A 22,568-nucleotide genomic window follows, 5' to 3' on the forward strand; every position below is an offset into this window, starting at 1 on the left:
CAAGTCAGTGCGGCACCCCGTGGGTTTTTGGCTGCGTGGAAAAGCTGTTTACTTTTTGCCTTCCATGCGCTTCAGCTCCTGATACGTTTTCTGCGACTGAGCATACTGACGCTCTACTGCCTGACGCACGCTGCCGGAAAGGGAGCCGCTGTTCAGGGCATCTTTGTAGGCTTTAATAGCCCACTCTTCGCCATAGATGTTGGAGCCCAGAATAGACTCCTCGTCGAAGCCGGTGAGGGCCGCTTTGGTGTCCATCCAGCCCCGATAAAGCTTGCCTTTTATGGTAGTACCGGTTTCCCGGTCGTCGCCCTGGCGGCGCAGGTAGTCGTTCAGCTCGTTGGCAAACCGCTGGCTCTGGCTTACCAGCTGCTTGTAGTAGCCGGTGCGCTGCGTGTCTTTGCTTTCCGAGGCAGCCCGCTGGTAGCCTTCTATCCGGTCGTTTACAAACAGCAGCAGCTCGTGCAGCGTGTCAGAAGTGTCCGTAGAGGCGTGGCCATGGTAGTCGCCCTGGGCACCGTTACCCGTTTTAGAGCTGCTGCGGGCCAAGTAGCCCACGCCCAGCGCCAGCAGCGCGCCGCCTACCAGTTTTTGGGTGGTAGTAAGCTGGTTGAAGCGGCCCACGGCCTTGTTGCCCAGGCCCTGCACCGACTCCGGCAGGCGCCCGATTAAATCCGATACATTGCCCTGGCCCAGCCACTGGCTGGCCTGGTTAAGCAGCGTGTTATCATTGGCACCGTTGCTGCCACTGGTAGAGGTACGGCTGCCGGTATTTGAAGAAGAAGCAGAGCCGGCGGAGCCTGGCTGGTTAGGTTGCTGTGGTTGATTCATGACTAGAATGTGATAAATGGGTAAAAAACAGTAACAAAAATGTGCTAGGGCTTACGGGTTTTTTATCATCTGGTTGAATAGAATTATTGGCAAACGGCTTTCAGGCCAACCGCGGCCCCTGCCATATCCACTTGATAAACTGCCAACCGGCCCGCATTTCTCCGGCTCCGGGAGTGACTGATACCACGCTTAAAAGCGGCATGAGAAAATAGAAATATGAATAGATAGAATGTGCTATAACTTGTTTATCTTGAATTAACAACACAGTAACGTTGGGCATTGCTATGGCTATTACAAGAAGAAGAATTGGCCTGCGGGAGCGGATCAGCCACATTCCATGGTGGGTGTACATGCTGCTGATTCCCGGCGTTTACCTGCTTGGCTGGGTGCTCCACTTTATGGGAGTTATTTCGGGCCAATAGGGGAGTAGTGGCTTTTCCGGTATTTAAGCTAGGATTGGGTGTAGCTGTAGCGCTGTACCAGGGCTTTATATGGCCTGGTGCCGGCTGGTGGGTGGTAACCCGGGCCCGGGGCCTGCGTTAGCACGCAGCATGAGCCGTGCATTTACCAAAGAAGATGATTCGCTGGAGGCGCCCATTATTCCGCCCCGGCCGGCGCTGCCCGCCGGCACGCCCAATTACGTAACGCCGCAGGGTTTGGAGCAGCTTCGCCAGGAGCTGCAAACCCTGGAGACGGAGCGCACCCAGGCCGAAGCCAACCGCGAAAATGAGGCCGACCGCACCCGCCTTCTCACCGTCCTCAATGGCCGTTTAGGCGCCCTGCAGGAGCGTATGGCCAGCGCCAAAGTGGTAGACCCCCGCACCCAGCCCGCCAAAGAAGTACGCTTTGGCGCTACCGTAACGCTGCGCACCCGCAGTGGCGGCAAGCCCGGTACCGAGCGCCGTTTTACCATTGTGGGCGTAGACGAAGCCTCCATTGCGGAAGGCAAAGTAGCTTTTGTAGCGCCCATTGCCCGGGCCATAGTAGGCACCCGGCTTGGGCAGGCCGTAACATTACGCCTGGGGCCCAGGGAAGAAGTAGTGGAGGTAGCTGCTATCAGCTATGATGTGGCATAAGCCAGTTCCGGAGGCTAACCATTCGCTTTAAAGCGCATAGCTTACCTGAAAAGGCTCCGTGGTGAGGATGCGTACATCTTTGAGCATAGCAAAGCGGTTGTCCGGGTTATCTTCCAGCAGCCACTCGTGGTGCATCTCGGCCATTATCGGTTCCCCCTCAACGGAGATGCCATGCCAGTCCAGCATAAATGAGGCCGAGAACGTGCCATCGGCATTGGGCTGCACCGTCAGGTGGCGGGGGTGTTGGGTGCTATACTGAAACCGCAGAGGCAGGGAGCCAATCCATGCCTCCACCTGCTCCCAGCTGGAAAGGTGGCCGGCAGTAACCGCGTACAGCTCAAACTGGGGCGCAAACAGCTCCCGCAGCTTAGAGGCGTCTCCCTTGTGTGTTTCCATGCAATACAGCCAGTAGTGCATAAGGGAAGCTACCCGATTATAGGGATAAGCATCCTCAAACTCTTGTGGCCCTACATTGCCGGTGGGGGTAAGCTTTAAGTCAGTAAATACCGGCAATTCATCCGGCACCAGGGCCAAGTGGGCATCGTACTGCACATTATAGCTGTGCTGACTGCCATCGGGCCGAATGCTCTGGAACAGCACATGGCCTACCAGCTCCAGCGTACCGCCGTTAACGGGCTTAACAGCGGCAAACTGTACGTGGTGCGCCGTTTTCCAGCCATCATACAACGCCAGCCGTTCCTGAAAAGCGGTGTGTCCTTTAAAAGAGCCGTTCTCGGATTGTACCTCTACATCAGGCGCTAGTAGGGTCAGAATATGGCGTCGGCGCTCCTCCGTGAGCGGCCGCTCATATAACTGGTACCAGCGGTAGTATTGCGCCAGCGCCAGATGCTTTTGTTCAGATTCTAAAAATGAAGTAGGCTTCATTAGGTGTAACCAAGGGGTGGGGGCAATCTGGAACTTGCAGCAGGTGGGTGGAAAGCAGCAAATAGGTGCCAGAAGGTAAGAAATAGTTTTTCTTCTATACAGCGGAAGGCCAATTTTTGCCGGAAGCGGGCCTCGGGCAGCCACCTCCTGTACCCATATCCGGTACTGGTAAAAACAACGAACACCCCAGCGGGAGCATCTGGAGTGTTCGGGTAAATGGTACAATACTTAGTCTTTGCGGGTGTAGTGCTTGTAGCGCACCGGGTCTTTCTTCCGGTCCTTTTTCTTGCCGATAAGGCCCCCGGCGGCGGCTCCGGCAACGGTACCTACTACCGCACCTTTTTTACCACCCACCACAGCGCCCGTCACGGCGCCGGCGCCGGCGCCAATAACGGCCCCTTTAGCTTTTTTACTCCAGTGCTTTTTGGGCTTGGTTTGAGCCACGGCACTTGTTACTGTGCTGCCCAGCAGGAAAAAAGCCAGCAACAGGGTGAAAATGAATTTGAAGGATTTCATGGCGGAGTCGCGGTTAGGGAAATAGTATAAACGACTGATCCTGTGTTTGCTAAAACGTAAATACGCAGGGGGAGGTTGTGTATGAGGTGTTTGGTAATGCCACGAAAAACCAAAAAGCCTCCTAAAGGGGAGGCTTTTACGGGCAAGGTATTGCGGCCGGGATTAATGGTTAATGGGCGCTTCAATGACAATAAACCGGCTTTCAGTAGGGCAGGCTATGGACACCAGATCCGTATCCCACAGCCCGATACTATCCCGCTTTTCAATGGATTGTCCGTTCACCGTCAGGCGGCCATCCATCACAAACACAAAAACGGCTTTATTCAGCGGCTTTAGGGGGTACTCTATAGTGTGGCCGGCCTCAAAATAGCCCAAGGAAAGCCGCGCGTTCTGGTTAATCCAGCAATGCGCGGTGCCTTCCTCCTGGCTGACAATAGTTACCAGCTGGTTGCGGCGCTTTTCCTCCGGAAACTGCCGGCGCTGGTAGCGGGGTGTGATGTTCTGCAGCTTGGGCTCAATCCATATCTGCAGGAAGTTCACCTCCTCGTCGCCCACGTTATGCTCCTCGTGGCGCAGGCCACTGCCGGCACTCATAATCTGCACGCCGCCCGGCTCAATCACCTCCGTATACCCCAGGGAGTCCTTGTGGTTCATGCGCCCGCTCAGCAGCACCGATATAATTTCCATGTTACTGTGCGCGTGCAGGCCAAAGCCACCCCCGCGCTGCACAAAGTCATCATTAAACACCCGCAGCAGGCCAAAGCCGCTGCGTTCGGGGTTGTAGTAGTTGCTGAAGGAGAGCGAGAAGTTGCTCTGCAACCAGCCAATGTCCTTCAGGCCCCGGTCAGCGGCGCGAATGATGTGGTAGTTCATAGTAGGCAGTGGTAGAAGTAAAGCAGAGCGCCCTGGCAAACGAAGTCGGCACAGGACGCTTTTTCTTCAGCTGGGCTGAGAGGGAAGAACCTTATAAATGCTCGTGGAAGGCAATTTCATTGACGGCCTTGCGCTGACGGCCGGCCTTTTCGCGGCTCAGGAAGGGTTCGTCCAGCAGTTCGGCCTCGCCCAGGTAGCCCAGCGCAATAAACACCACCGGCTGCAGCGTAGCAGGCAGGTTGAAAGTCTCCCTGGTTTTGGCGGCATCGAAACCACCCATCATATGGCCGTGCAGGCCCAGGGCAGTGGCTTCCAGCAGCAGGTTGGCATTGGCGGCGCCCAAATCGTGCAGGGCCACGGTGTTGGGGCTGCCGTTTTCATACTGCGTCTCGGCCAGAGCCAGAATCAGGACCGGGGCGTTTTTGGCCCAGGGCTGGTTGCCGGGCAGCAGGCAGTCTACCATTTTCTGGAAGGTTGCCTGGTCGGCGTGGTGGGCGTAGATGTAGCGCCAGGGCTGCGCGTTCATGGCGCTGGCGGCCCAGGAGGCGGCTTCAAACAGCTGGCCCATAGTTTCCGGAGCCACGGGGTAGCTGGCAAAGGAGCGGGGGCTCCAGCGCTTGCGAATCAGCTCATGAACCGGATACGTGGTGGTGGCAAGTTTCATATCGAGAGGGAAAAATGTCTCAGGCAGCGGCCCAAAACGGAAAAATGCGGCGGCAGCCCGCCAGGAAGAAAGTAAAGCCGGAAGGTGCTGTTAGAAAGCCATGGGTACGTCCATCAACAACAGTTGGGTGTTGCTGTCGGCCGTAATCTGCAGCTTGTCGGTTTCCCATATGCCCAGTCCGTCGCGGCGGTGCAGGGGCTGGCCGTTCACGGTAGCGCTGCCTTCCAGCACAAAAACATACACGCCATTTTCGGGGCGCTTTATAGTGTATTCCGTAGCCTGGCCGGCATCAAAATCACCCAGCTGAAACCAGGCATCCTGGTGAATCCATACGCCGGCATCGTCTGCCGAGGGCGAAACCACCTGCTGAAACTGGTTGCGGCGGTCTTCGGGGCGGAAGGTCTGCTGATCGTAGCGCGGCGTTACGTTGCGCTTATTGGGAAATACCCAGATCTGCAGAAACTTTACCTCCTGGCTGGTGCTGTGGTTTTTCTCGCTGTGCGCAATGCCCGTACCGGCGCTCATCACCTGCACATCCCCGTTCCGGATTACGGCCTGCCGGCCGGTGCTATCCTGGTGCTCCAGGTCGCCGGAAAGAGGAATGCTGATGATTTCCATGTTATCGTGGGGGTGGCGGCCAAAGCCCATGCCAGCCGCCACGGTATCATCGTTCAGTACGCGCAGGGCCCCAAAATGCACCCGGTCCGGGTTCTGGTAGCCACCGAAGCTGAAGGTATGGTAAGAGTTAAGCCAGCCGTGGCTGGCGTGGCCGCGGCTGGAAGCCGCGTGGAACACCGTTTTCATGATGATGCAGGTTAAAAATCAGCTCAAAGATATGCTATATCCGACTGATATATGTACATACATCAATTGGGGTAAAAATGTTTCCACTGACTGGGCGAATGTCCTGCTGAGCGCAGCGTAGCCGAAACGAAGGTCAGCGTAGCTAACCAACTCGCGGGCTGACATTGTTGCGAAACGAACAATTAAAAAAGAACGTCATGTCGAGCATTCTGCACATCAAGCAGAGGATCGAGCCATATCGCGTGGGGTCGTTGCCACGGTAACTGAAGCCCCTCTCCTCATGGAGAGGGGTTGGGGGTGAGGTCCTATGAAGCGGTAGAGATGCTTCGGCTTCGCTCAGCATGACGGACATTTTCCAACAGCATCAGCACGCGAGATGGCTCGACTGCGCTCGACAGGACGGGCTATTGGGAATACGTTCGTTTTCCAACAAAATCAGCAGGCGAGATGCTTCGATCCTCTGCTTGATGTGCAGAATGCTCGACATGACTTGTTCTTTAGAAGCTCACCATGACGGCTCTTTTATCTTTTCTAAACCTCAGCGTCCAGTAACCTGAAAATGCCCCAAGAAGCGTAATTTTCGCTTCTGAATGAGCCAGAGTACTTCTCCCGTTGTATCGCGCCTGGCGCCCACGCCCAGCGGCTACCTGCACCTGGGCAATGCCGTCAACTTTGTGCTGACGTGGCTGTTGGTGCGCCGCGCCCACGGCACGCTGCACCTGCGCATCGACGACCTGGACCGCGCCCGCCTGCGCCCGGCCTACCTGGAAAATATCTTCCGCACCATTGCCTGGCTGGGCATTGATTACGACCACGGCCCCAGCGGCCCCGAGGACTTTGAGCGGCATTACTCCCAGCAGCACCGGTTAGCTGAATACCAGGAGCTGCTCAACCAGCTGCGCGCCGTGCCTGGGCTGCTGTATGCCTGCCGCTGTTCCCGTACCGATATTCTGCGTACTTCCGCCAACGGCCTGTACGCCGGCACCTGCCGCCCGCAGCAAGTGCCTTTTGATACCCCGGAAACTGCCTGGCGCGCCCACATTCCCGCCCAACTGCGCATCACTTTTCCAGACCTTTGGCAAGGCCCGCTGTCAGTTCCGCTGGCCCAGGACTTGGGTGATTTTGTAGTGCGCAAAAAAGACGGTGCCGCCGCTTACCAGGTGGCCTCGCTGGCAGATGATGTACGACTGGGTACCACCCTCATTGTGCGCGGCCTGGATTTACTGCCCAGTACGGCTGCTCAGCTGTGGTTGGCGACGCAGGTGCCCGCTACGCGTGTTTTTCTGACCACGCAGTTTGTCCATCATCCGCTGCTGCCGGCCGCCGATGGGCAGAAACTGTCTAAGTCGCAGCAGCAGGCGCTGGACCGGGGTATTATGGGGGAGGCCACTAGTCCGCGGCCGGTGTATGCGGCCGTAGCGCGGCTGCTGGGGCTGCCGGAAGCGGCAGGCCAGTCGTTAGAAGCGTTGCGGGAGGCGTTTGAGGCGTCGGGCCTGCTGCCGCTGTCAGGCGCTGCAGGGAATGCGCAAATCCAGGAATACCAGCCGCCAGGTGCCATCGGCTGACCTGGCAAAGTGGAATTTGAAGCTGAAGCGGGTTTGCAGGATAGTGCGCGTGGCGCGGGCCTGCGCCGCCTTTCCCGCGGCGGCCGTACCGCCCACCACGGTAGCATACGGCCATACATCCAGGCGGTGAAAATCGGTGGCCGCACTCACAAAGCACCCCTCCCGCGTGAAACCCGAAGTAGAATCGGTCTGCTGGCCACAGTCGAATTTGGGCAGCTGCTTTACCGCAACGGGCGCCGTGCAAGACATGAGCTGATCAGCCAGGGAGAAAATCGGTAAGCTTTGGTAGTCGCGGCGGAAGTTGCGCACGTGGGCTACGTGCGTTACGCGGGGCATGGCGCCCGGCTGCTCCAGCACCCAAAGCCCCACGGCAGGGTCCAGGAGGCGCTGCAGGGCCAGCGTATCGTGCGCCCGAATGGCGTGGTCAAACTGCTGCCAGGCGGCCAGCAGCGTGGTATCAGGGGAGGGGGCCGTTGACGGGGTGATTTCTGCTTTGGGTGCTTGAGCAGTGGCGGCTGGCGGCGTGTTGGCGCTTTCGTTTGGGTTAGATTGGCAACTGGCCAACCCAAGCGCTATACTCAAAAGTGGCAGACAAATGCAAGAAAAGCGGCCCATAGCAAACCCTGTTAGCGTAGTTCCTTTTTAAATTCCTCGGCCCAGTAGTCGGCCAGGCGGGTAGGCTCCGGGAGCTTGTAGCCGCGCAGGCAGGCCAGCGTGAGGCGCGTGGCCGTGGCCTGGTCGCAGCGGTGGCCGGGGCTCACAAACAGCGGATTTACCTTGTCCTTGCTACGGATGACTTCGCCCAGTAGCTCCCCGCTTTTATCGGTGAGCGGAGAAATACTGCCCTTTGTAATATCGGGCTCGGTGTAGGTGCCGGTGAGCTTTTGTTTAGCCACCCCGAAGGTGGGTTTATTGAGCAACACGCCCAGATGGGCGGCAATACCCATGCGGCGCGGGTGCGCAATGCCATGGCCATCTACCATAATTACATCGGGCTTCTGGTGCAGCTTGGCGTAGGCTTTCAGCAGGTTGGGCGCTTCGCGAAAGGAAAGGAAACCGGGCACGTAAGGCATTTCCACCACCTCCGTATTCCAGACCTTTTCCACCACTTCCAGCGACGGGTATTGCAGGAGCACAAACACCGAGAGAATGGTGCTCGTCGTGGGAAAGGAAGAGTCGCAGCCGGCAATGAACTGCGGCTCCCGGGCCAGCGGCTCCAGGCGCACCTGGGCGCGCATAGTTTCCTGCAGCTGGGTCAGGTCCCGGACAAGGAGAGGGTCGACGGGCGGATGGGCGGGACGGTAATAGGCCATAAGGATAGAGAGTAGTTGCCCTGTTATACGACGAACGGGCCGGTGGTTGCGCAACCACCGGCCCGTTTGGGCTGAAAGCATACCCGCTAAGCAGTAGTAGGTAGGCTGGCCGTCTGGAGAATCTGCTGGCGTTTGCCTGCCTGTTCCAGGCGTCCGATAAGCCATTTGCCGGCCTGCATGCCAGGCTTTTCAATCAGGTAATAAGTGAGAGTAGCTACTACTGTTGCCAACAGCAGCAGCAGCAGGTAGCGAAGTGCGTAGTTAAGTATTGCCCCTCGCTCGCCTGCTACCGCTGTCAGATCCATAATGCCCCAATACTGCATGGCATGCAGCACGGCAAAGTGTGTGAGATACAGGCTGTAGCTGATGCGGCCAATGTATTCGGTGGCGCCGTTTACCAGCCAGCGGGTGGGCATGTGCGCCAGTGCATAAGCCAGCATCACAAACGCTACCCCAAAAATCAGGTAGGAGGGAACCAGATTACCCAGTAGCAGGCTGGCGAGCAGCAGGGCGGTACCAATGAGCAGCGCCGCTGGCCGAAAGGCCAGCGCGCTGCCTGCTACAGGTGGGCGCAGCAGAAAAAACAGCACAATGCCCATAGCAAATATCGGTAGCTGCGTAGGGAAGGCCATAAACAGGAAGTTTGACCATAATTCGGCATTCGTAATCAGGGGCCTGTTTGCCAGCACTACATTGAAGGCCACGGCACCCGCCAGCGTAACCCCCAGCAGCCATAAGGCTCTTTTCCCAGTAGTAACCACCCGAAATAGTACGGGCACCAACAGGTAAAACAGCATTTCTACTGCAATAGACCAGCCCCCGGGCACAATACTGTTAATCCAATAAGGATTTATACCGTTGGTGAAGGTAATGGTGGCTATAATGCCTGCCAGGGTAATACCCGGGGCATCGCCCAGCCAATAGCGGGGCCCCCAGCCATCCTGCCACAGATAATAGAGGATAGCGCAGTAAAACAGCGGCGCAATGCGAAAAAAACGTCTTAGAAAAAAGTTAAGGGTAGCAAACCGCTCGGCCTTACTGCGGCCGCTCATAGATAAAAAGAGCGTGAGGGCGCTCATTATATAGAATAATTGTACCCCACGTGCGCCTAAAGCGGCTGCCCCTGCCAGCGAGCTATGGGCTGGCAGAGAAGTGCCGAATTCAGCACAATGTACCGCCAGCACCGCCAGCACGGCTACCCCACGTAGCGCATCGATATACGCATATTTTTTAGTCTCCATAAGTGTATGTACCAATAATTGCTAGCCTATCAGGAGGGGAGAAGTCTTTACGGAAAGTATCAATAATATTGAATAATTCCGTAATTAATTTTAATATAACTAATATAAACTAGATGCTCCCTGTCTATCGAAAGCCGTTGCCCCGCTTTAGGAATACCTGATCATCCTGCACGGCATGAAACGAGCCCCAGGCTCGTGGCAGCATTGGCATTATTGCTCTGGATGAGACAGATAGAATGCCACGGGCCGCGTGCCGTGGTTACACCACCGGTACAGCCACATCTATACCAGCAGTATGGTCCGGGCGCAGACCAACCCCACTTGCGTAGGTTGCGTTAGGGTATAGCTACTTATACCCTACGATATATCTGGCCCACCATGAACGAATCAGAACAGCCTGCATCCGTGGGCAGCGGCCCCTTGCTGGAACGCCGCTATTATATAGATATGGAAGGCGCCACGCTGACGGCCGACGAGCTGCTGCGCCGCGTGCAGTGCGATGTGCCCTATTTCTCCCCCGATTTACTGGCCGAGTTTGAAAAGCGCAAAGGCACTTCGGACTGTCTGCAGAAGGGCGACGAATTCTCCATCAAAATTCTGGGCCCCTGGAACGGCACCGTGCGCGTGACGCGCATTGAAAAGACCTATTTTGAGTTTGTCACGCTGGAAGGCCACCCGGAGGCGGGCCGCATCCGCTTTTCGGTGCGCCGCCGGGCGGGCGGGAAGCTGCGCTTTGAAATTCACTCCTGGGCCCGCTCCCGCGACGGCCTCGTGTCTTTTGCCTACGATACGCTGGGGGTGGGCAAGCGCGTGCAGGAAAACACCTGGCGCATATTCTGTGAACGGGTAGCCGAGGCCAGCGGCGGCCAGGCGCTGGGGCCGGTTATCATTGAAACCATAGACCACGACCATGCCAAGCACGACGTTAAACAGGGCTGAGACGCCGCCGCTCTGGAAACAGTATCGGCCCCGGCTGGAAGCCTACGAGCAGGCAAAAGTCAACTTCGACCTGACTGCCACCAACGAGTACACTGCCGAAAACGGCTGGCGCGTGGATGACTACGAAATAGAGCTGCCGCCCGAAACGCCTGGCCCACCCCTGGAGCACGGCAGCTGGGCCGCCGCCTGCGAAGTGCTGCGCCGCTACTCCTTCCCACCCCCCGGCCTGATTACCGGCATTTTTGTGCCTGACCAGCCCCTGGAAAAGCGCCTGATGGTGCTACGCGGCCGTTTCCTGTTCTTTACCTTCTGGTTTGGCGTGCGCATTGGGGGCGTAACCGATGAAAAACGGGCTTCTCCCGAAGGCGAGGAGCAGGTGTGGGGCTACAACTACCGCACGCTGGAAGGCCATTTTGAGCGCGGCCAGATTGATTTTACCGTGCACAAGTTCCTGGCTACGGGCCGCGTGGTATTCCGCATTCATGCCTTCTCGCAGGTGGGCAAAATCAGCAACCCGTTTTACTGGCTGGGCTTTAAGCTGTTTGGGCGCATGCTGCAGCGCCGTTTCGCGCATCAGTCGCTAAAACGGCTGCACGCGCAGGTGGAGGAAATGCTGCGCACCGGCCACACGGCACCACCCGCCGCGGCTGCCCCGCCCGTAGAAGTAGCAGAAACCAGCAAAGGGGCGAAGGAGCAATTAAAGAAAGCCCAGTAGTGAGCCGCCGGCTATTTTAGCTGCTGCCCATCCGTTATTTCCTGCTTTAGCTGCTGTATAATCGCAGAATCGGGGCCGGTAAGCAGGTAAATGCGGGCGCCGTATTCCCGAGCCAGCGGCTCGGTTACGGTGCCGGTTTGCTGCACGCGGGCAAAATGGCTGGCATCTTCCGCCGACAGCGCATCATTGGAAACCAATATGATGGCCTTGATGTGGCGCAGGTCGGGAAACCAGTACACGTAATCGGCATTGACGGAGACGGCCGGGGGCAGGCGGTGACGGGCGTAGAAGTTTAGGGCGCCGGTTTGGCCGTAGTTGTCGCAGAGCACCAGCGTGTGCTGCCGCAGAGAATCGGGGAGGAGCTGATAGGCCTGTTCAGCTTTGCTGGCCATTTCGCGCCAGCCCAGCATATCGGCAAAATCCTGCGGCAGGGAATGGTCGCGGCCATCTTCCCAGCGTAGCAGGCCCATGGCCCGGTACCGCTCGCCTTTTTGCTGAATTGCCTGGGGCGGACGGTTGGGAAAGGCAATCAGCAGCATGGGTATAAATAAGGCGGCTATAACCGCCACCAAAACCGGCCGCACAAAGCGCCAGCGCCCGGCGTGCAGCACCTGCTCCAGATACACGGCCCCAATAGCCAGCAATACCGGGTACAGCCCCACGGCATAATAGCCTTTAGCCCGCAGGTACGTAAACAGCACCAGCGTAAACACCACGCTCCAGCCCACAAACCGGTAGGGCTTTAAAGGTGCATAGCGCCACAGGCCCACAAAAGCAGCCACCAGCACAAACAGGCTGTTCAGGAAAAACAGCAGCTGCTCCTTCAGAAAACCGGCGCGCTCTACGTGTATCAGCTGGGTTTTTTGCAGCTCCTGCATGTGCCACACCACCGGAAAGCCGTGCTGTATCTGCCAGATGATGTTGGGTAGAAAAATAAGCAGTGCCAGGCCCAGCGCCAGATACGTAGCCCGGTGGCCAAATATCCGGTTTCGGTGTTCTGAAAGCAGCAGAGCGGGCGCCATGCCCGCTGCCCAGAACACTACATTATACTTATTCAGCATGCCCAGGCCCAGCACTACGCCCAGCGCCAGCATCCAGATTATACGCTGGGTATTCAGGTACCGAATGAGGCAGTAATAGGCAGCCGTCCAAGCCAGAATATCAAAGGAGTTGGGCTGAAACAGCAGGTTGAGCCGCAGCAGCGCCGAGAGCAGCACCGCCGTGGCGGCCAGCAGCTTGGCGTATAAGCCGCCGCCCAGCTCATGTACCAGCGCCCACACCAGCGCCAGCGTGAGGGCCCCGAACAAAGCCGGAAAAAAATGCACCCAGAACGCCCCGTTGCCCAGCGCCTGCACCAGCCACGCTACCCAGGAGGTAAGCGGCGGCAGCGAGATATAGCCCCAGGCCAGGTGGTTGCCCTGGTCGAGGTGCAGGTATTCGTCGCGGTGCAGCTGATAGGCCGGATGAATGAGCAGGTACTGACCTAGTATCTTAAGGAGGAAAAAAGCCACAAGCCAGCCACCATAAAGCCGGCGGGAAGGCGCGTAAAGTGCAGACATAGAGGAGCCGTAGAATCGCTCAAAAATAGGAAAAACCCAATATACGCTGCGCCCGCACCAACTTTCCTTCGCCGGATCAGTTAACGTTTCTATATCAACCCGCTTTACCAACACAACCATGCTACCAACCAAAGCCTATGCCGCGCCCGCGGTGAATATTCCGCTGGAGCCTTTCCAGTTTGAGCGCCGCGACGTGGGCCCGCACGATGTGCAAATTGAAATTCTGTTCTGTGGGGTGTGCCACTCCGACCTGCACCAGGTGCGCGACGAGTGGGGCGGCTCCATCTTCCCTATGGTGCCGGGCCACGAAATTGTAGGCCGCGTGACCCAGGTAGGCAACCAGGTACGCCTGTTTAAGCCCGGCGACCTGGCCGGCGTGGGCTGCATGGTAGACTCCTGCCGTACCTGCCCCAGCTGCCGCGAAGGCCTGGAACAGTACTGCGAGGTAGGCTTTGTGGGTACCTACAACGGCCGCGAGCTGAAATCGGGCGCGCCCACCTACGGCGGCTACTCCAACCACATTGTGGTAAATGAGGCCTTCACGCTGCGCGTGCCCGAAACCCTGCCGCTGGCCGGGGTGGCCCCGCTGCTGTGCGCCGGCATCACTACTTACTCGCCGCTGCGGCAGTGGAAAGTAGGCGAGGGGCACCGCGTGGGCGTAATGGGCCTGGGGGGCCTGGGCCACATGGCCGTAAAGCTGGCCGCTGCTATGGGCGCGGAAGTAACCGTGCTCAGCACCTCCCCCAATAAAGAGGCCGATGCCAAAGCACTGGGCGCCCACAAATTTGTGGTAACGAAGGACGCTGAGGCGCTGAAAAGCGTCACCAACTACTTTGATTTCATCATCAACACGGTGTCAGCGCCCCTGGATATGAGCCTTTACGTGAACCTGCTGCGCCGCGACGGCACCATGATTCTGCTGGGCGTGCCCCCGGAAGCACCGCAGCTGCACGCCTTCAACCTCATTGCCAAGCGCCGCCGCATTGCCGGCTCGCTCATCGGCGGCATTGATGAAACTCAGGAAATGCTGGACTTCTGCGCCCGCCACAATATCGTTTCCGATGTAGAAGTCATTCCCATGAACTACATCAACGAAGCCTACGAGCGGATGCTGAAAGCCGACGTGAAATACCGCTTCGTAATTGATATGGCCACGCTGTAATGAGCTTTTGGCTACTGGCTGATGGCTGTTAGCTATTGGTTTCAAAGGAAGCCCGCTCGATAAGAACAAAAAGGCCTGTCTGAAATCAGACAGGCCTTTTTTTTTGGGGCAGCTATCAGCTAATAGCCATCAGCCAGTAGCTATCAGCCAACAGCAAAAAACTACCGCACCTCGTACGGATACGTGAAGCTGCCCTCCAGCACCAGGCGTTTAGCTGCGCTGCGGGCTACATTGGTCTGGCAGACCACTGCGCGGTACGTGCCTGTGAGCAGGTGGTGCTCGGAGTCCACGGCTGTAATGCGTACTTCACCGTCGTTGAGCTGGCAGGCTTTTGATTCGGCGGATACGTCGCCTACCTGATAATAGGCCTCCCGGATGTGGCCGGTCAGGATTTCCTTAAAGCGGTATACGGCCGGCACAGGCTTAAATTCATCCACCATAATGGTCAGGCCGGGGTCGTCGGGGGTGGCGGCGGGCACTATGGTCAGGGTGAGCACCTGCCCGCCGTTGGGGGTTACATCAAAGCGGGAGCTGAGGGAATCGGTGACGACGGCCTCGCCATTACGGCGCAGGATAAGGGAGTGCGCCGCGGCCGGCTTTGGGGGCGTACTGCTGATCAGCCACCCCGAACCTAATACTCCCAACAGTAACAAACAGCTACGCATACAAAACAGTCAAAAGAAACTAAAAATCCGCCCCGGAAGCCAGCATAGTGGCCGCCAGGGCGGATGGAAGTTACACAGCGCCGGGCGTTTTTCCTGAGGAAAAATCCCTGCCTGCAAGGATCAGGCCTGCTTATCCGTGGGGTTGGGTCCGCCGCCGTGAATCATCTCGGAAACAATTCCCCGGTCCTTGGTCAGCTCAGCCCATACTACGCCCAGCAGGTGCACAGCAAAGAAGGCCAGAATGAGGTACATATTCACGTTATGCACTTCCTTAATGGTGTGCTCCAGCTTGTGCAGCGCCTCCACGTCATCGGCGTAGGTGAGGGCCAGCCCGGTTACTACCATCACCAGCAGCAGCACATAAAACAGCAGGTAGGAGTACTTTACCAGCACCGAGTGCCGCATGTGGAACGGCTGATTGGGAGCATCGTGGGTTGATTGTTTGGCCTGTTGCAGGCGGGCACTGAATTTCTGCGAAGCCGGCTGCACAAACTCTACCACAATGCGCCACAGCAGCAGCCCAGCCAGCGTTACGCCCAGGTAAATGTGCCAGTCCCAGATGCGGTGGCTCACCAGCCCGCCAATGCCGCGCAGCTGCTGTTGGGTGGCCTCTACTCCGTTTTTTGCCAGGGTCTCCTGCATCTTCGGAAACAGCCCCTTTATGTTAATGATGACCTTCAGAAACAGAATGGTGCTGAGCAAACCGGAAATAACGGCCCAGTTAGCCCAATGCCAGAGGCGCAACCCGGCCGAATATTTCTTTATAGTAACCGGCGCAGGCGCCATAGTGGAGGTAGAAGAAGCCATAATCAGGAGGTGAAAGCAGAAAAAAGCGAAGGCGGAAGATAGAGCATCCATTAATTACCGCCAACATTCCCTCGACCAACGGCTTACTCCCGCCGACCGGGGTACACTTGTAGGGCGTGGGCGAGGCAATCCATAGCCGCCCCCAGGGCCGTGAGGTTGAGCACGTAGGCCAGCCGCACCTCATCCAGGCCGGCGCCGGGCGTGGCGTAAAAACCCACCGCCGGCGAAATCATCAGCGTCTGACCCAGGTAGTCGAAATCCTCCAGCAGCCACTGGGAAAAGCGGGCGGCATCGTCTACGGGCAGGCGGCAGAGCACGTAGAACGCGCCGCCGGGCACGGGGCAGCGCACGCCCGGCATAGCCTGCAGGCGCTGCACCAGCAGGTCGCGGCGGGCCTGGTATTCGGCTTTGGTGTGGTCGAAGTAAGAGTCGGGCAGGTCGGCGGCGGCTTCGCCCAAGAGCTGGGCCAGGCCGGGCGGCGAAATGCGCATTTGGGCAAAGCGAAAGGCGGCATCGTGCACCGCCTTGTTTTTGGTAACAAAGGCTCCCAGGCGGGCTCCGCAGGCGCTGTAACGCTTGGAAATGGTATCCAGCAGCACCACGTGCTCGGCCGCGGCCGGGCCTAGGTGCAGGGCGCTTACAAAGGGCTTTTCGTAGCAGAACTCGCGGTACGCCTCATCGGCCAGCAGATACAGGCTGTGCTTTTCACAAAGGGCCAGCACCTGCTCCAACTCCGGGCGGCTGTACACGTAGCCGGTGGGGTTATTGGGGTTGCAGATAAGGATGGCCCGGGTGCGCGGCGAAATATGTGCCTCCAGCTCCGGCACGGGGGGCAGTGCAAAGCCGGTTTCCACATAAGAGCGCACGGGCACCATCTGTACGCCGGCCGCAATGGCAAAGGCCGTGTAAGCTCCATAAAAGGGCTCGGGCACCAGCACTTCGTCGCCGGGATTCAGGCAGCTCAGCAGGGCAAACAGAATGGCCTCCGAGCCCCCGGTTGTTACGATAATCTCGTCTTCGTTGACGTTGATGCCGGCGCGCTGGTAGTAAGTGGCCAGCTTGCGGCGGTAGCTGGGGTGGCCCGCGCCGTGGCTGTATTCCAGCACCTGGATATCCGCGTTGCGCACTGCTTCCAGCATAGCCGGAGGCGTTTCAATATCAGGCTGGCCGATGTTGAGGTGATACACGGTGAGGCCGCGGGCTTTGGCGGCCTCAGCATACGGCGCCAGCCGCCGGTAAGGCGACAAAGGCATGGCCTGGCCACGTTCGGAGATTGTCAGCATCTCCAAAATTACGACCGGGCGCGCAAATTTGCGGCACCTTCACCGCCTAATTAGGAGTTGTGTTGCTTCGACAAGTACGGTGGGAAGAAGGCGGGAACCCCGGCAGAGTTAAAAGTTAGAGCTTGAATTAAAAGCTAGTTCCCCTCCTCATCTGAGGAGGGGAACTAGCTTTTCTAGCTTCCTAGACTAATAATCCGCAACCTGAAGTAAGGCTAGACTAAATCTTCTCCGGCAGCAGCGTAGCGTCCTCGTAGTTGCCCAGCACTGGTGCTTTACCCTGCGTTACGGCTTCTACCAGGAGCTTACCGCCCACAAAAGCACCTTTCCAGGACTCGCCCAGGCCGCCGAAAACCTCTTCCCGGTCGCCGCGGGAGCGGAGCTTGTTGATGCCCACCTTGAAGGCGCGCACTTCTTTAGCGGTACGCTCGGCCCATTTCTGGTCGTCGGAGGCCACGGCGGCTACCAGCGCGCCATTGCTGATGTTCATTTCGCCTACCAGCTCTTCTACCCGGTCTACCAGCACAATACTGTCGATGGGACCAAAGGGCTCTTTGAAGTACAGCTCGCTCTGGCGGGGCAGGTTTACCAGGGCCCGCGGGGCCCGGTAGGCGGAGCGGTCCTGGCCGGGCAGGAAAAGCGCATCGTCCAGCTTGCCTTCATAAATGGGCGTGGCGCCGGTTTTCAGCGCGTCGGCGTAGAGGCGGTCTAGGTCCTCAGCCTGGGCTTTGTTGATGACGGGGCCGAAGGCCAGATCGGGCAGCTTATCGTCTGGAGTATCTACCAAAGTGGGGTTGCCCACTTTCAGGCTGCGGATGGTGTTCCAGTAGGTTTCCAGGAACTGCGGGAACAGGCGGCGCTCCACCACAAAGCGCACGTAGGCGGTGCAGCGCTGCTTGCCGTAGTCGTAGCCTTTTTTGAGCTGGTCGGCCAGAGTGTCCCAGTCGCTGTAATCCCAGATGCCGTAGGTGTTCACGCCTTCCATTTCCAGCATGTAGCGCTTGTTGTGCTCACTGAGGGCATCGGCAATGTTGCGGCCGTTGTAGCGCCCACCCACGAAGCTAAGGCAGTCGATGGCCTTGTTTTTCACCAGCACGTCGCTCAGCTCGCCGCCGGGGCCGCTCACCAGTGTCACGGGCAGGCCGCAACGGCGGGCAATGGCAAACGTCACGCTCAGGGAAATAAAGCCGCCATCGGTAGGCGTTTTGGCAATAACGGCGTTACCGCACAGCGCCTGCACCAGCACCGCGTGCAGCAGCACCGACATGGGGTAGTTCCAACTGGCAATGTTACTCACCAAGCCCAGCGGCTTGCGCTGGCCCAGCATACCTTCAATATTATCCACGTACCATTGCACGCCCTCAATGGCGCGGTCGATATCGGTAAAGCCCAGCTTGTAGGTTTTGCCGATTTCCCAGATAAGGAGTTTGCCAATGAGGTCTACCTGCGGGCGCAGCTGGTGCAGGCAGTCCTGCACGCGGCGTTTGCGCTCATCCAAATCGGTGGCGGCCCAGGCGGCGGCTTCCTTTTTAGCCGCCTGCACGGCGCGCAGGCCGGTGCTGTGGTCCAGCATGGGCAGCCCGCCCAGGGCCGTGCCATCTACCGGCGAGATAAACTCGCGGGGCTTACCGGGCTCCTGCCAGCGGCCTTCCAGCAGGTTCAGAAAGCGGCCGTCCTGATCAAAGATTTCCGGCGTGAGTTGCTTTACCTGGGCCAGCAGGCCGGCATATTCTACCTGGGGCGAAATAATTTTAGACATCGAAGAAAAAAGGTCGGTTGGAAAGAATAGGGGAGCGGTTGCGGCAGTCAAGTTATCGGCATTACGGAAAACGTAGCCAGAGCGTCATGTCGAGTGCAGCTAGTGTTAGAGCTAGAAAACTAGTTCCCCACCTCAGATGAGGAGGGGCTAGGGGTGGTTGACCAATCGTTGAACATCATCTAGCCTGTAGTTCTAAAACTCGTTCTGGCGTTCATCAACCACCCCTAGCCCCTCCTCATCTGAGGAGGGGAACTAGTTTTCTAGCTTTTGCTCGTCCTGCTATTTTCTTAAACAGCCCAAACGCAAAAAGAGCCTCCGGTGGGGAGGCTCCTGCGCAAATAAGGCCGAAAGGCGGCTAGCGGTAAATCAGGATGCGGGCGGGCTCCAGGCAGGCCAGGGAGTGGCGCTCTTTGGCGGGAATAATGAGAAAGTCGCCGGCTTCCACTTCCGTGGGCGTGTCGGCTACGGTGATAATGAGGCGGCCGGCCAGCACGGTTACCAGCACGTCCATGGGGGCATCGTGCGTGGGCATAACCTCCCCGGCCTGGAAGGTTTTAAAAATGACTTTCGAGCCGTTTTTATCCAGCAAAACCTGACCCTTGGTTTCGCCGATGGCAGGATGGGAGCCGGCCAGCAAACTGCCCGTATGGAAAATGGTGGAGGTAGTAGACATATGCGGTAAGAAACTAGTGAAAGCCAAAGCTACCCCGCCCAGAGCCCGCCTAAAATGACATTCGTCATGCTAAGACTGCCTATGTTGCCAAGCCAAAATCTTTTGCCGGAAACTGCGGCTCCCCCATTAACCTATCCATTTTGTGTGCGTTGGAAAAGGTGTTTACCTACTTACATCACGGGGCAGGCGCCGCACCCCAACGGTGGCGAAGTACTGAATACCTGATGCCTAACTAGCATTTCGCTACCTGTTACCACTGTAATTACTGAATCCGTTTTCAATTTCTAACCCATTTTTCTGTCAGTTATGGATTATGCAAAGCAAACCAATTGGGGCAGCCGCTCAGCCGGCCGCACCAACTCCGCCCGCTACGCTTCTTATAGCCCGGAGTACGACGAGCACGATATGTACTCCTCCCGCAAAGGCGCTTCGCTATTCGGCAAAGGCACCGTGGGCGGCATGATTGGGAGCATGAGCACCACCCAGAAAATTCTGGGCGGCGCGCTGCTGCTGCTGGGCGTTACTTCCTTGCTGAAAAGCGGCAACGCGGGCGGCTCCTCCACCCGCAGCCAGACCGACACGCTGCAGGAGCTGCTCCAGTTTGTGAACGACCGGGTGGAAGGCTACCAGCGCGCCGCCGACGAAAGCAAAGACCCGGAGTTGCGAGGCTACTACAGCCAGCTGGTGAGCCAGAGCCAGCAGTTTGCCAATAAGCTCAATGGCTACCTACAGCAGCAGGGCGCAAGCCCGGAACAAGGCACCACGCTGAAAGGCAAGCTCTACCGCGGCTGGATGGATGCCAAAGCCACCTTCACCGGCTTTGATGAAAACGCCATCCTGGGCTCCAATATCTACGGCGAAGAATGGGCCCTGAAAGCCTACCGCGAAGCCCTGCAGGCCCCGGGCCTGTCCGGGGAAATACGGCAGGAGCTAGTGCGCCAGTACGGCCAGTCGCAGGACACCTACCAGCGGCTGAAAAGCATAGAGTTTCAGTCCAATGCGGCCAGTGCCTTGTAAGTGGTTTCTGCATCGAAATAAAGCAAAAAGGCACCCCAACCAGGGTGCCTTTTTCTTGCTGTAGTCCGCTCAGCGGCAGGGGAGTGGCTACTCCCGGAACAGCTTTTTATCAGCCCAGAAGGTGCCGAAGGGCAACACCGATACCACCAGCGCCAGCAGCGTTTTCTGCCACGTCCAGCTGTGCTCTATAGCTGCCTGAATCACCAGCAGCACATACAGCACAAACAGCACTCCGTGGGCCATGCCCACCAGGCGCACGGCTTCCGGCTGCCCGGCCAGGTACTTCAGCGGCATAGCAATGCCCAATAAAACCAGAAAGGAGACTCCCTCCAGAAAACCAACCGTCCGTAGACGCCCCAGCGAAGTCCGCAACAAAGAAACCAGCATCATACCCAAACTGAATGAGGCCGCAAGTTACGGCGTCATGGCTAAACCCGCTTCAGGTACAGTGTTGCATGTATTTTATAATATATATCGAATAATTAATAAATAGAGACAACCTTTACCCCGCTCAGTGCATCTGCCTTCTATATCTCCCTTCCCTGTTCGTACGCTACATGAAAACAACCCTTACCCGCTTCCGAGGCTTCCTGCCCGCCTTCCTGCTTTTGCTCCTGATGAGCTGCTGCTTTCAGGCAGAAGCCCACCCTGCTGCCCCCGCCGACAGCGTGGACACGTTTCTGACGACCATCATGCAGCAAAAGCGCATCCCGGGTTTGCAGCTGGCAGTTGTCCGGCACGGCAAGCTGGTGAAAGTGGCGCAGTATGGGCTGGCCAATGTGCAAGACTCCGTGCCCGTTACCAAGCACACCCGCTTTGTGATTAACTCCATCACCAAAGCCTTTGTGGGGGTGGCCGTAATGCAGCTGGTGGAAGCCGGCAAGCTGGATCTGGGTGCGCCGGTGTCGCGCTACCTCCCGGGCCTGCCCGTGGCCTGGCAGCCCGTAACGGTGCGGCAGCTGCTCACGCACACCTCCGGCCTGCCCGATATCCTGCCCGAAGGCGCCATTGTGACGGAAGAAAACGAAACCGCCGCCTGGGCCAAGGTGCAAACTCAGCCCCTGGATTCCCCCATCGGCGAGAAGTTCGCCTACAATCAAACCAACTACCTGCTGCTGGGCAAAATCATCGACCAGCTCAGCGGGCAGCCTTTTGCGCAGTTTATTCAGGAGCGGCAGCTCAACGTGGTGGGCATGCCCCAGACCACTTCCGGCGACGCCCACGATGTGCTGCCGCACAGCGCTCGGGGCTATACCTATTATCAGAACATTAACGGGCAGATGCGCCGGGGCCGTGAGCTGCGCAATATGTTTGAGGTGTTTTCGCCCATGCTGCGCACGGCGGCGGGCATGAGCTCTACGGCCGAGGAAATGGCCCATTGGGTTCTGGCTTTGCAACAGGGCCAGCTGCTGAAGCCCGCCAGCCTGGCTACCCTCTGGACCCCGGGCCAGCTCAACAACGGCAGGCACGCGGGCTTCAGCCGCCTGCTGAACGGCTATGCCCTGGGCTGGCCCACCGTCTCGCGCCCTACGCACCCGGCCGTGGCGCCGGTGGGCGGCGGCCGCTCCGCCGTATTCGTGTACCCACAAGACGACCTGGCCATTGTGGTGCTAACCAACCTGACGGGTGCCAACCCCGATACCTTCATCGACGAGCTGGCCGGGTATTATATTCCCGATATGCAGGTGGCCACGGGCTTTGGCATGTCGCCGGGCCTGCGCGCCCTGCACCAAGAGCTACGCCAGCGCGGATTTATCCACGCCCAACAGGTAGTGAAGCAGGCGAAAAAGAAGAACGCCCAGCTGCAGCTGCCCGAAGCGGAGATAAACGACTGGGGTTACTCCCTTATGAAGCAGGACAAGCCCCAGGATGCGCTGGAAATCTTTAAGCTGAACGTGAGCCTGTACCCCCAAAGCGCCAACACCTATGATAGTCTGGCCGAAACCTACGCGTCGCTGGGCAACAAGGCGCTGGCCACCAAAAACTACCAACGCTCCCTGGCCCTCAATCCTAAAAACCAGGCCGCAGCGGAGTATCTGAAGCGGGTAAATTAAGCGGGGAGTGGCTTAATTCAACCTTCATACAGAGCTTGTCGAAGCATTTCGTGTGCTGACGTTGCCAAACCACCTGTCATCCTGAGCTTTGCGAAGGACCTTCTCACGGCTGCACGACTTGCGTATCAATGACTTGTGCTAGCGTGAGAAGGTCCTTCGCAAAGCTCAGGATG

At 58.0% G+C, this 22,568-nt stretch carries 24 protein-coding genes; 8 read left to right on the forward strand and 16 right to left on the reverse strand.

Translation table 11 applies throughout. The features are described from left to right. Nucleotides 1-48: 48 nt before the first annotated feature. Nucleotides 49-828 carry a ferritin-like domain-containing protein gene (locus PK28_RS20080; protein WP_048825598.1) on the reverse strand — a complete coding sequence of 260 codons (780 nt, stop codon included), beginning with the start codon at nucleotides 826-828 and terminating at the stop codon, nucleotides 49-51. Nucleotides 829-1,112: 284 nt separating this feature from the next. Between PK28_RS20080 and PK28_RS20325 the strand changes: the two genes are divergently transcribed. Together PK28_RS20325 and PK28_RS04805 are read left to right on the forward strand one after the other, a co-directional pair. Next, a complete protein-coding gene (locus tag PK28_RS20325; RefSeq protein WP_156126241.1) occupies nucleotides 1,113-1,250 on the forward strand; it encodes a hypothetical protein in 138 nt (45 codons plus the stop codon). 129 nt (nucleotides 1,251-1,379) lie between these two features. Next, nucleotides 1,380-1,904 carry a GreA/GreB family elongation factor gene (locus tag PK28_RS04805; RefSeq protein WP_044511964.1) on the forward strand — a complete coding sequence of 175 codons (525 nt, stop codon included), beginning with the start codon at nucleotides 1,380-1,382 and terminating at the stop codon, nucleotides 1,902-1,904. Between the two features lie 27 nt (nucleotides 1,905-1,931). Here PK28_RS04805 and PK28_RS04810 read toward each other — a convergent pair whose 3' ends face one another. The 5 genes from PK28_RS04810 to PK28_RS04830 all read right to left on the reverse strand — a co-directional run bounded on the left by PK28_RS04810 (nucleotide 1,932) and on the right by PK28_RS04830 (nucleotide 5,646). Beyond that, on the reverse strand, nucleotides 1,932-2,789 hold the full coding sequence (locus PK28_RS04810) for a hypothetical protein (protein ID WP_044511967.1): 858 nt from the start codon (nucleotides 2,787-2,789) through the stop codon (nucleotides 1,932-1,934). Nucleotides 2,790-3,017: 228 nt separating this feature from the next. After that, a complete protein-coding gene (locus tag PK28_RS04815) occupies nucleotides 3,018-3,305 on the reverse strand; it encodes a YMGG-like glycine zipper-containing protein (protein WP_052430520.1) in 288 nt (95 codons plus the stop codon). A 162-nt stretch (nucleotides 3,306-3,467) separates the two neighbouring features. Then, nucleotides 3,468-4,178, reverse strand: coding sequence for a pirin family protein (locus PK28_RS04820; protein WP_044511969.1), 711 nt, complete (start codon nucleotides 4,176-4,178; stop codon nucleotides 3,468-3,470). Nucleotides 4,179-4,269: 91 nt separating this feature from the next. Next, complete coding sequence (locus PK28_RS04825; RefSeq protein ID WP_044511971.1) at nucleotides 4,270-4,842, reverse strand: nitroreductase family protein; 573 nt, start codon at nucleotides 4,840-4,842, stop codon at nucleotides 4,270-4,272. A gap of 90 nt (nucleotides 4,843-4,932) precedes the next feature. Then, nucleotides 4,933-5,646, reverse strand: coding sequence for a pirin family protein (locus PK28_RS04830; protein ID WP_044511974.1), 714 nt, complete (start codon nucleotides 5,644-5,646; stop codon nucleotides 4,933-4,935). Between the two features lie 590 nt (nucleotides 5,647-6,236). On the opposite strand from PK28_RS04830, the gene PK28_RS04835 reads away from it, so the two are divergent. Continuing rightward, the gene (locus tag PK28_RS04835; protein ID WP_065814129.1) at nucleotides 6,237-7,211 is read left to right on the forward strand and encodes a glutamate--tRNA ligase family protein; all 975 of its coding nucleotides are present in this window, start codon (nucleotides 6,237-6,239) and stop codon (nucleotides 7,209-7,211) included. On the opposite strand, the gene PK28_RS04840 is transcribed toward PK28_RS04835, so the two are convergent. The 3 genes from PK28_RS04840 to PK28_RS04850 all read right to left on the reverse strand — a co-directional run bounded on the left by PK28_RS04840 (nucleotide 7,152) and on the right by PK28_RS04850 (nucleotide 9,765). Further along, nucleotides 7,152-7,793, reverse strand: a complete 642-nt coding sequence (locus PK28_RS04840) for a hypothetical protein (RefSeq protein WP_156126242.1) — start codon at nucleotides 7,791-7,793, stop codon at nucleotides 7,152-7,154. The two genes, PK28_RS04835 and PK28_RS04840, sit on opposite strands and share 60 nt — an antisense overlap. A 44-nt stretch (nucleotides 7,794-7,837) precedes the next feature. Continuing rightward, nucleotides 7,838-8,524, reverse strand: a complete 687-nt coding sequence (gene nfi, locus PK28_RS04845) for a deoxyribonuclease V (protein WP_044511978.1) — start codon at nucleotides 8,522-8,524, stop codon at nucleotides 7,838-7,840. An 86-nt stretch (nucleotides 8,525-8,610) separates the two neighbouring features. Further along, entirely contained in the window at nucleotides 8,611-9,765 is a 1,155-nt protein-coding gene (locus PK28_RS04850; RefSeq protein WP_044511981.1) for an acyltransferase family protein, read from the reverse strand. Between the two features lie 378 nt (nucleotides 9,766-10,143). On the opposite strand from PK28_RS04850, the gene PK28_RS04855 reads away from it, so the two are divergent. Together PK28_RS04855 and PK28_RS04860 are read left to right on the forward strand one after the other, a co-directional pair. Further along, nucleotides 10,144-10,704, forward strand: coding sequence for a DUF1990 family protein (locus PK28_RS04855; RefSeq protein ID WP_044511984.1), 561 nt, complete (start codon nucleotides 10,144-10,146; stop codon nucleotides 10,702-10,704). Continuing rightward, a complete protein-coding gene (locus tag PK28_RS04860; protein WP_044511987.1) occupies nucleotides 10,676-11,419 on the forward strand; it encodes a DUF1990 domain-containing protein in 744 nt (247 codons plus the stop codon). The genes PK28_RS04855 and PK28_RS04860 overlap by 29 nt, the downstream gene beginning before the upstream one ends. A gap of 11 nt (nucleotides 11,420-11,430) precedes the next feature. On the opposite strand, the gene PK28_RS04865 is transcribed toward PK28_RS04860, so the two are convergent. Further along, the gene (locus PK28_RS04865; protein WP_044511989.1) at nucleotides 11,431-12,978 is read right to left on the reverse strand and encodes a glycosyltransferase family 39 protein; all 1,548 of its coding nucleotides are present in this window, start codon (nucleotides 12,976-12,978) and stop codon (nucleotides 11,431-11,433) included. A gap of 118 nt (nucleotides 12,979-13,096) precedes the next feature. Between PK28_RS04865 and PK28_RS04870 the strand changes: the two genes are divergently transcribed. Further along, nucleotides 13,097-14,140 carry an NAD(P)-dependent alcohol dehydrogenase gene (locus PK28_RS04870; protein WP_044511992.1) on the forward strand — a complete coding sequence of 348 codons (1,044 nt, stop codon included), beginning with the start codon at nucleotides 13,097-13,099 and terminating at the stop codon, nucleotides 14,138-14,140. Between the two features lie 161 nt (nucleotides 14,141-14,301). Here PK28_RS04870 and PK28_RS04875 read toward each other — a convergent pair whose 3' ends face one another. From PK28_RS04875 to PK28_RS18855, 5 genes are all read right to left on the reverse strand, one after another. Next, nucleotides 14,302-14,805: a hypothetical protein gene (locus tag PK28_RS04875; protein WP_156126243.1), complete on the reverse strand. Its 504-nt coding sequence runs from the start codon at nucleotides 14,803-14,805 to the stop codon at nucleotides 14,302-14,304. 120 nt (nucleotides 14,806-14,925) lie between these two features. Further along, nucleotides 14,926-15,612 carry a cytochrome b/b6 domain-containing protein gene (locus tag PK28_RS04880; RefSeq protein ID WP_044516285.1) on the reverse strand — a complete coding sequence of 229 codons (687 nt, stop codon included), beginning with the start codon at nucleotides 15,610-15,612 and terminating at the stop codon, nucleotides 14,926-14,928. An 83-nt stretch (nucleotides 15,613-15,695) separates the two neighbouring features. Next, nucleotides 15,696-16,895 carry a pyridoxal phosphate-dependent aminotransferase gene (locus PK28_RS04885; RefSeq protein WP_044511998.1) on the reverse strand — a complete coding sequence of 400 codons (1,200 nt, stop codon included), beginning with the start codon at nucleotides 16,893-16,895 and terminating at the stop codon, nucleotides 15,696-15,698. Nucleotides 16,896-17,112: 217 nt separating this feature from the next. Next, nucleotides 17,113-18,651 carry an aldehyde dehydrogenase family protein gene (locus tag PK28_RS04890; RefSeq protein WP_044512000.1) on the reverse strand — a complete coding sequence of 513 codons (1,539 nt, stop codon included), beginning with the start codon at nucleotides 18,649-18,651 and terminating at the stop codon, nucleotides 17,113-17,115. 355 nt (nucleotides 18,652-19,006) lie between these two features. Continuing rightward, entirely contained in the window at nucleotides 19,007-19,324 is a 318-nt protein-coding gene (locus tag PK28_RS18855) for a cupin domain-containing protein (protein WP_048825603.1), read from the reverse strand. Nucleotides 19,325-19,630: 306 nt separating this feature from the next. Here PK28_RS18855 and PK28_RS04900 point away from each other — a divergent pair, with 306 nt between their 5' ends. Further along, a complete protein-coding gene (locus tag PK28_RS04900; RefSeq protein ID WP_048825605.1) occupies nucleotides 19,631-20,341 on the forward strand; it encodes a ferritin-like domain-containing protein in 711 nt (236 codons plus the stop codon). An 87-nt stretch (nucleotides 20,342-20,428) separates the two neighbouring features. Here PK28_RS04900 and PK28_RS04905 read toward each other — a convergent pair whose 3' ends face one another. Further along, a complete protein-coding gene (locus PK28_RS04905; protein WP_316931971.1) occupies nucleotides 20,429-20,731 on the reverse strand; it encodes a DUF3817 domain-containing protein in 303 nt (100 codons plus the stop codon). Between the two features lie 167 nt (nucleotides 20,732-20,898). On the opposite strand from PK28_RS04905, the gene PK28_RS04910 reads away from it, so the two are divergent. Continuing rightward, complete coding sequence (locus tag PK28_RS04910) at nucleotides 20,899-22,395, forward strand: serine hydrolase domain-containing protein (protein WP_231576220.1); 1,497 nt, start codon at nucleotides 20,899-20,901, stop codon at nucleotides 22,393-22,395. Nucleotides 22,396-22,568 lie beyond the last annotated feature (173 nt).

The organism is Hymenobacter sp. DG25B (assembly GCF_000801315.1).
GTDB lineage: Bacteria > Bacteroidota > Bacteroidia > Cytophagales > Hymenobacteraceae > Hymenobacter.

Excerpts from the sequence above, each read along its gene's own strand:
- nfi (WP_044511978.1), bottom strand. The coding sequence starts at position 8,524 with ATGGCCTATTACCGTCCCGCCCATCCGCCCGTCGACCCTCTCCTTGTC.
- PK28_RS04890 (WP_044512000.1), bottom strand. The coding sequence starts at position 18,651 with ATGTCTAAAATTATTTCGCCCCAGGTAGAATATGCCGGCCTGCTGGCC.
- PK28_RS20080 (WP_048825598.1), bottom strand. The coding sequence starts at position 828 with ATGAATCAACCACAGCAACCTAACCAGCCAGGCTCCGCCGGCTCTGCT.
- PK28_RS04825 (WP_044511971.1), bottom strand. The coding sequence starts at position 4,842 with ATGAAACTTGCCACCACCACGTATCCGGTTCATGAGCTGATTCGCAAG.
- PK28_RS20325 (WP_156126241.1), top strand. The coding sequence starts at position 1,113 with ATGGCTATTACAAGAAGAAGAATTGGCCTGCGGGAGCGGATCAGCCAC.
- PK28_RS04815 (WP_052430520.1), bottom strand. The coding sequence starts at position 3,305 with ATGAAATCCTTCAAATTCATTTTCACCCTGTTGCTGGCTTTTTTCCTG.
- PK28_RS18855 (WP_048825603.1), bottom strand. The coding sequence starts at position 19,324 with ATGTCTACTACCTCCACCATTTTCCATACGGGCAGTTTGCTGGCCGGC.
- PK28_RS04850 (WP_044511981.1), bottom strand. The coding sequence starts at position 9,765 with ATGGAGACTAAAAAATATGCGTATATCGATGCGCTACGTGGGGTAGCC.
- PK28_RS04835 (WP_065814129.1), top strand. The coding sequence starts at position 6,237 with ATGAGCCAGAGTACTTCTCCCGTTGTATCGCGCCTGGCGCCCACGCCC.
- PK28_RS04880 (WP_044516285.1), bottom strand. The coding sequence starts at position 15,612 with ATGGCTTCTTCTACCTCCACTATGGCGCCTGCGCCGGTTACTATAAAG.
- PK28_RS04910 (WP_231576220.1), top strand. The coding sequence starts at position 20,899 with ATGAAAACAACCCTTACCCGCTTCCGAGGCTTCCTGCCCGCCTTCCTG.
- PK28_RS04860 (WP_044511987.1), top strand. The coding sequence starts at position 10,676 with ATGCCAAGCACGACGTTAAACAGGGCTGAGACGCCGCCGCTCTGGAAA.
- PK28_RS04870 (WP_044511992.1), top strand. The coding sequence starts at position 13,097 with ATGCTACCAACCAAAGCCTATGCCGCGCCCGCGGTGAATATTCCGCTG.
- PK28_RS04810 (WP_044511967.1), bottom strand. The coding sequence starts at position 2,789 with ATGAAGCCTACTTCATTTTTAGAATCTGAACAAAAGCATCTGGCGCTG.
- PK28_RS04885 (WP_044511998.1), bottom strand. The coding sequence starts at position 16,895 with ATGCTGACAATCTCCGAACGTGGCCAGGCCATGCCTTTGTCGCCTTAC.
- PK28_RS04830 (WP_044511974.1), bottom strand. The coding sequence starts at position 5,646 with ATGAAAACGGTGTTCCACGCGGCTTCCAGCCGCGGCCACGCCAGCCAC.
- PK28_RS04805 (WP_044511964.1), top strand. The coding sequence starts at position 1,380 with ATGAGCCGTGCATTTACCAAAGAAGATGATTCGCTGGAGGCGCCCATT.
- PK28_RS04855 (WP_044511984.1), top strand. The coding sequence starts at position 10,144 with ATGAACGAATCAGAACAGCCTGCATCCGTGGGCAGCGGCCCCTTGCTG.
- PK28_RS04905 (WP_316931971.1), bottom strand. The coding sequence starts at position 20,731 with ATGATGCTGGTTTCTTTGTTGCGGACTTCGCTGGGGCGTCTACGGACG.
- PK28_RS04865 (WP_044511989.1), bottom strand. The coding sequence starts at position 12,978 with ATGTCTGCACTTTACGCGCCTTCCCGCCGGCTTTATGGTGGCTGGCTT.
- PK28_RS04900 (WP_048825605.1), top strand. The coding sequence starts at position 19,631 with ATGGATTATGCAAAGCAAACCAATTGGGGCAGCCGCTCAGCCGGCCGC.
- PK28_RS04820 (WP_044511969.1), bottom strand. The coding sequence starts at position 4,178 with ATGAACTACCACATCATTCGCGCCGCTGACCGGGGCCTGAAGGACATT.
- PK28_RS04875 (WP_156126243.1), bottom strand. The coding sequence starts at position 14,805 with ATGCGTAGCTGTTTGTTACTGTTGGGAGTATTAGGTTCGGGGTGGCTG.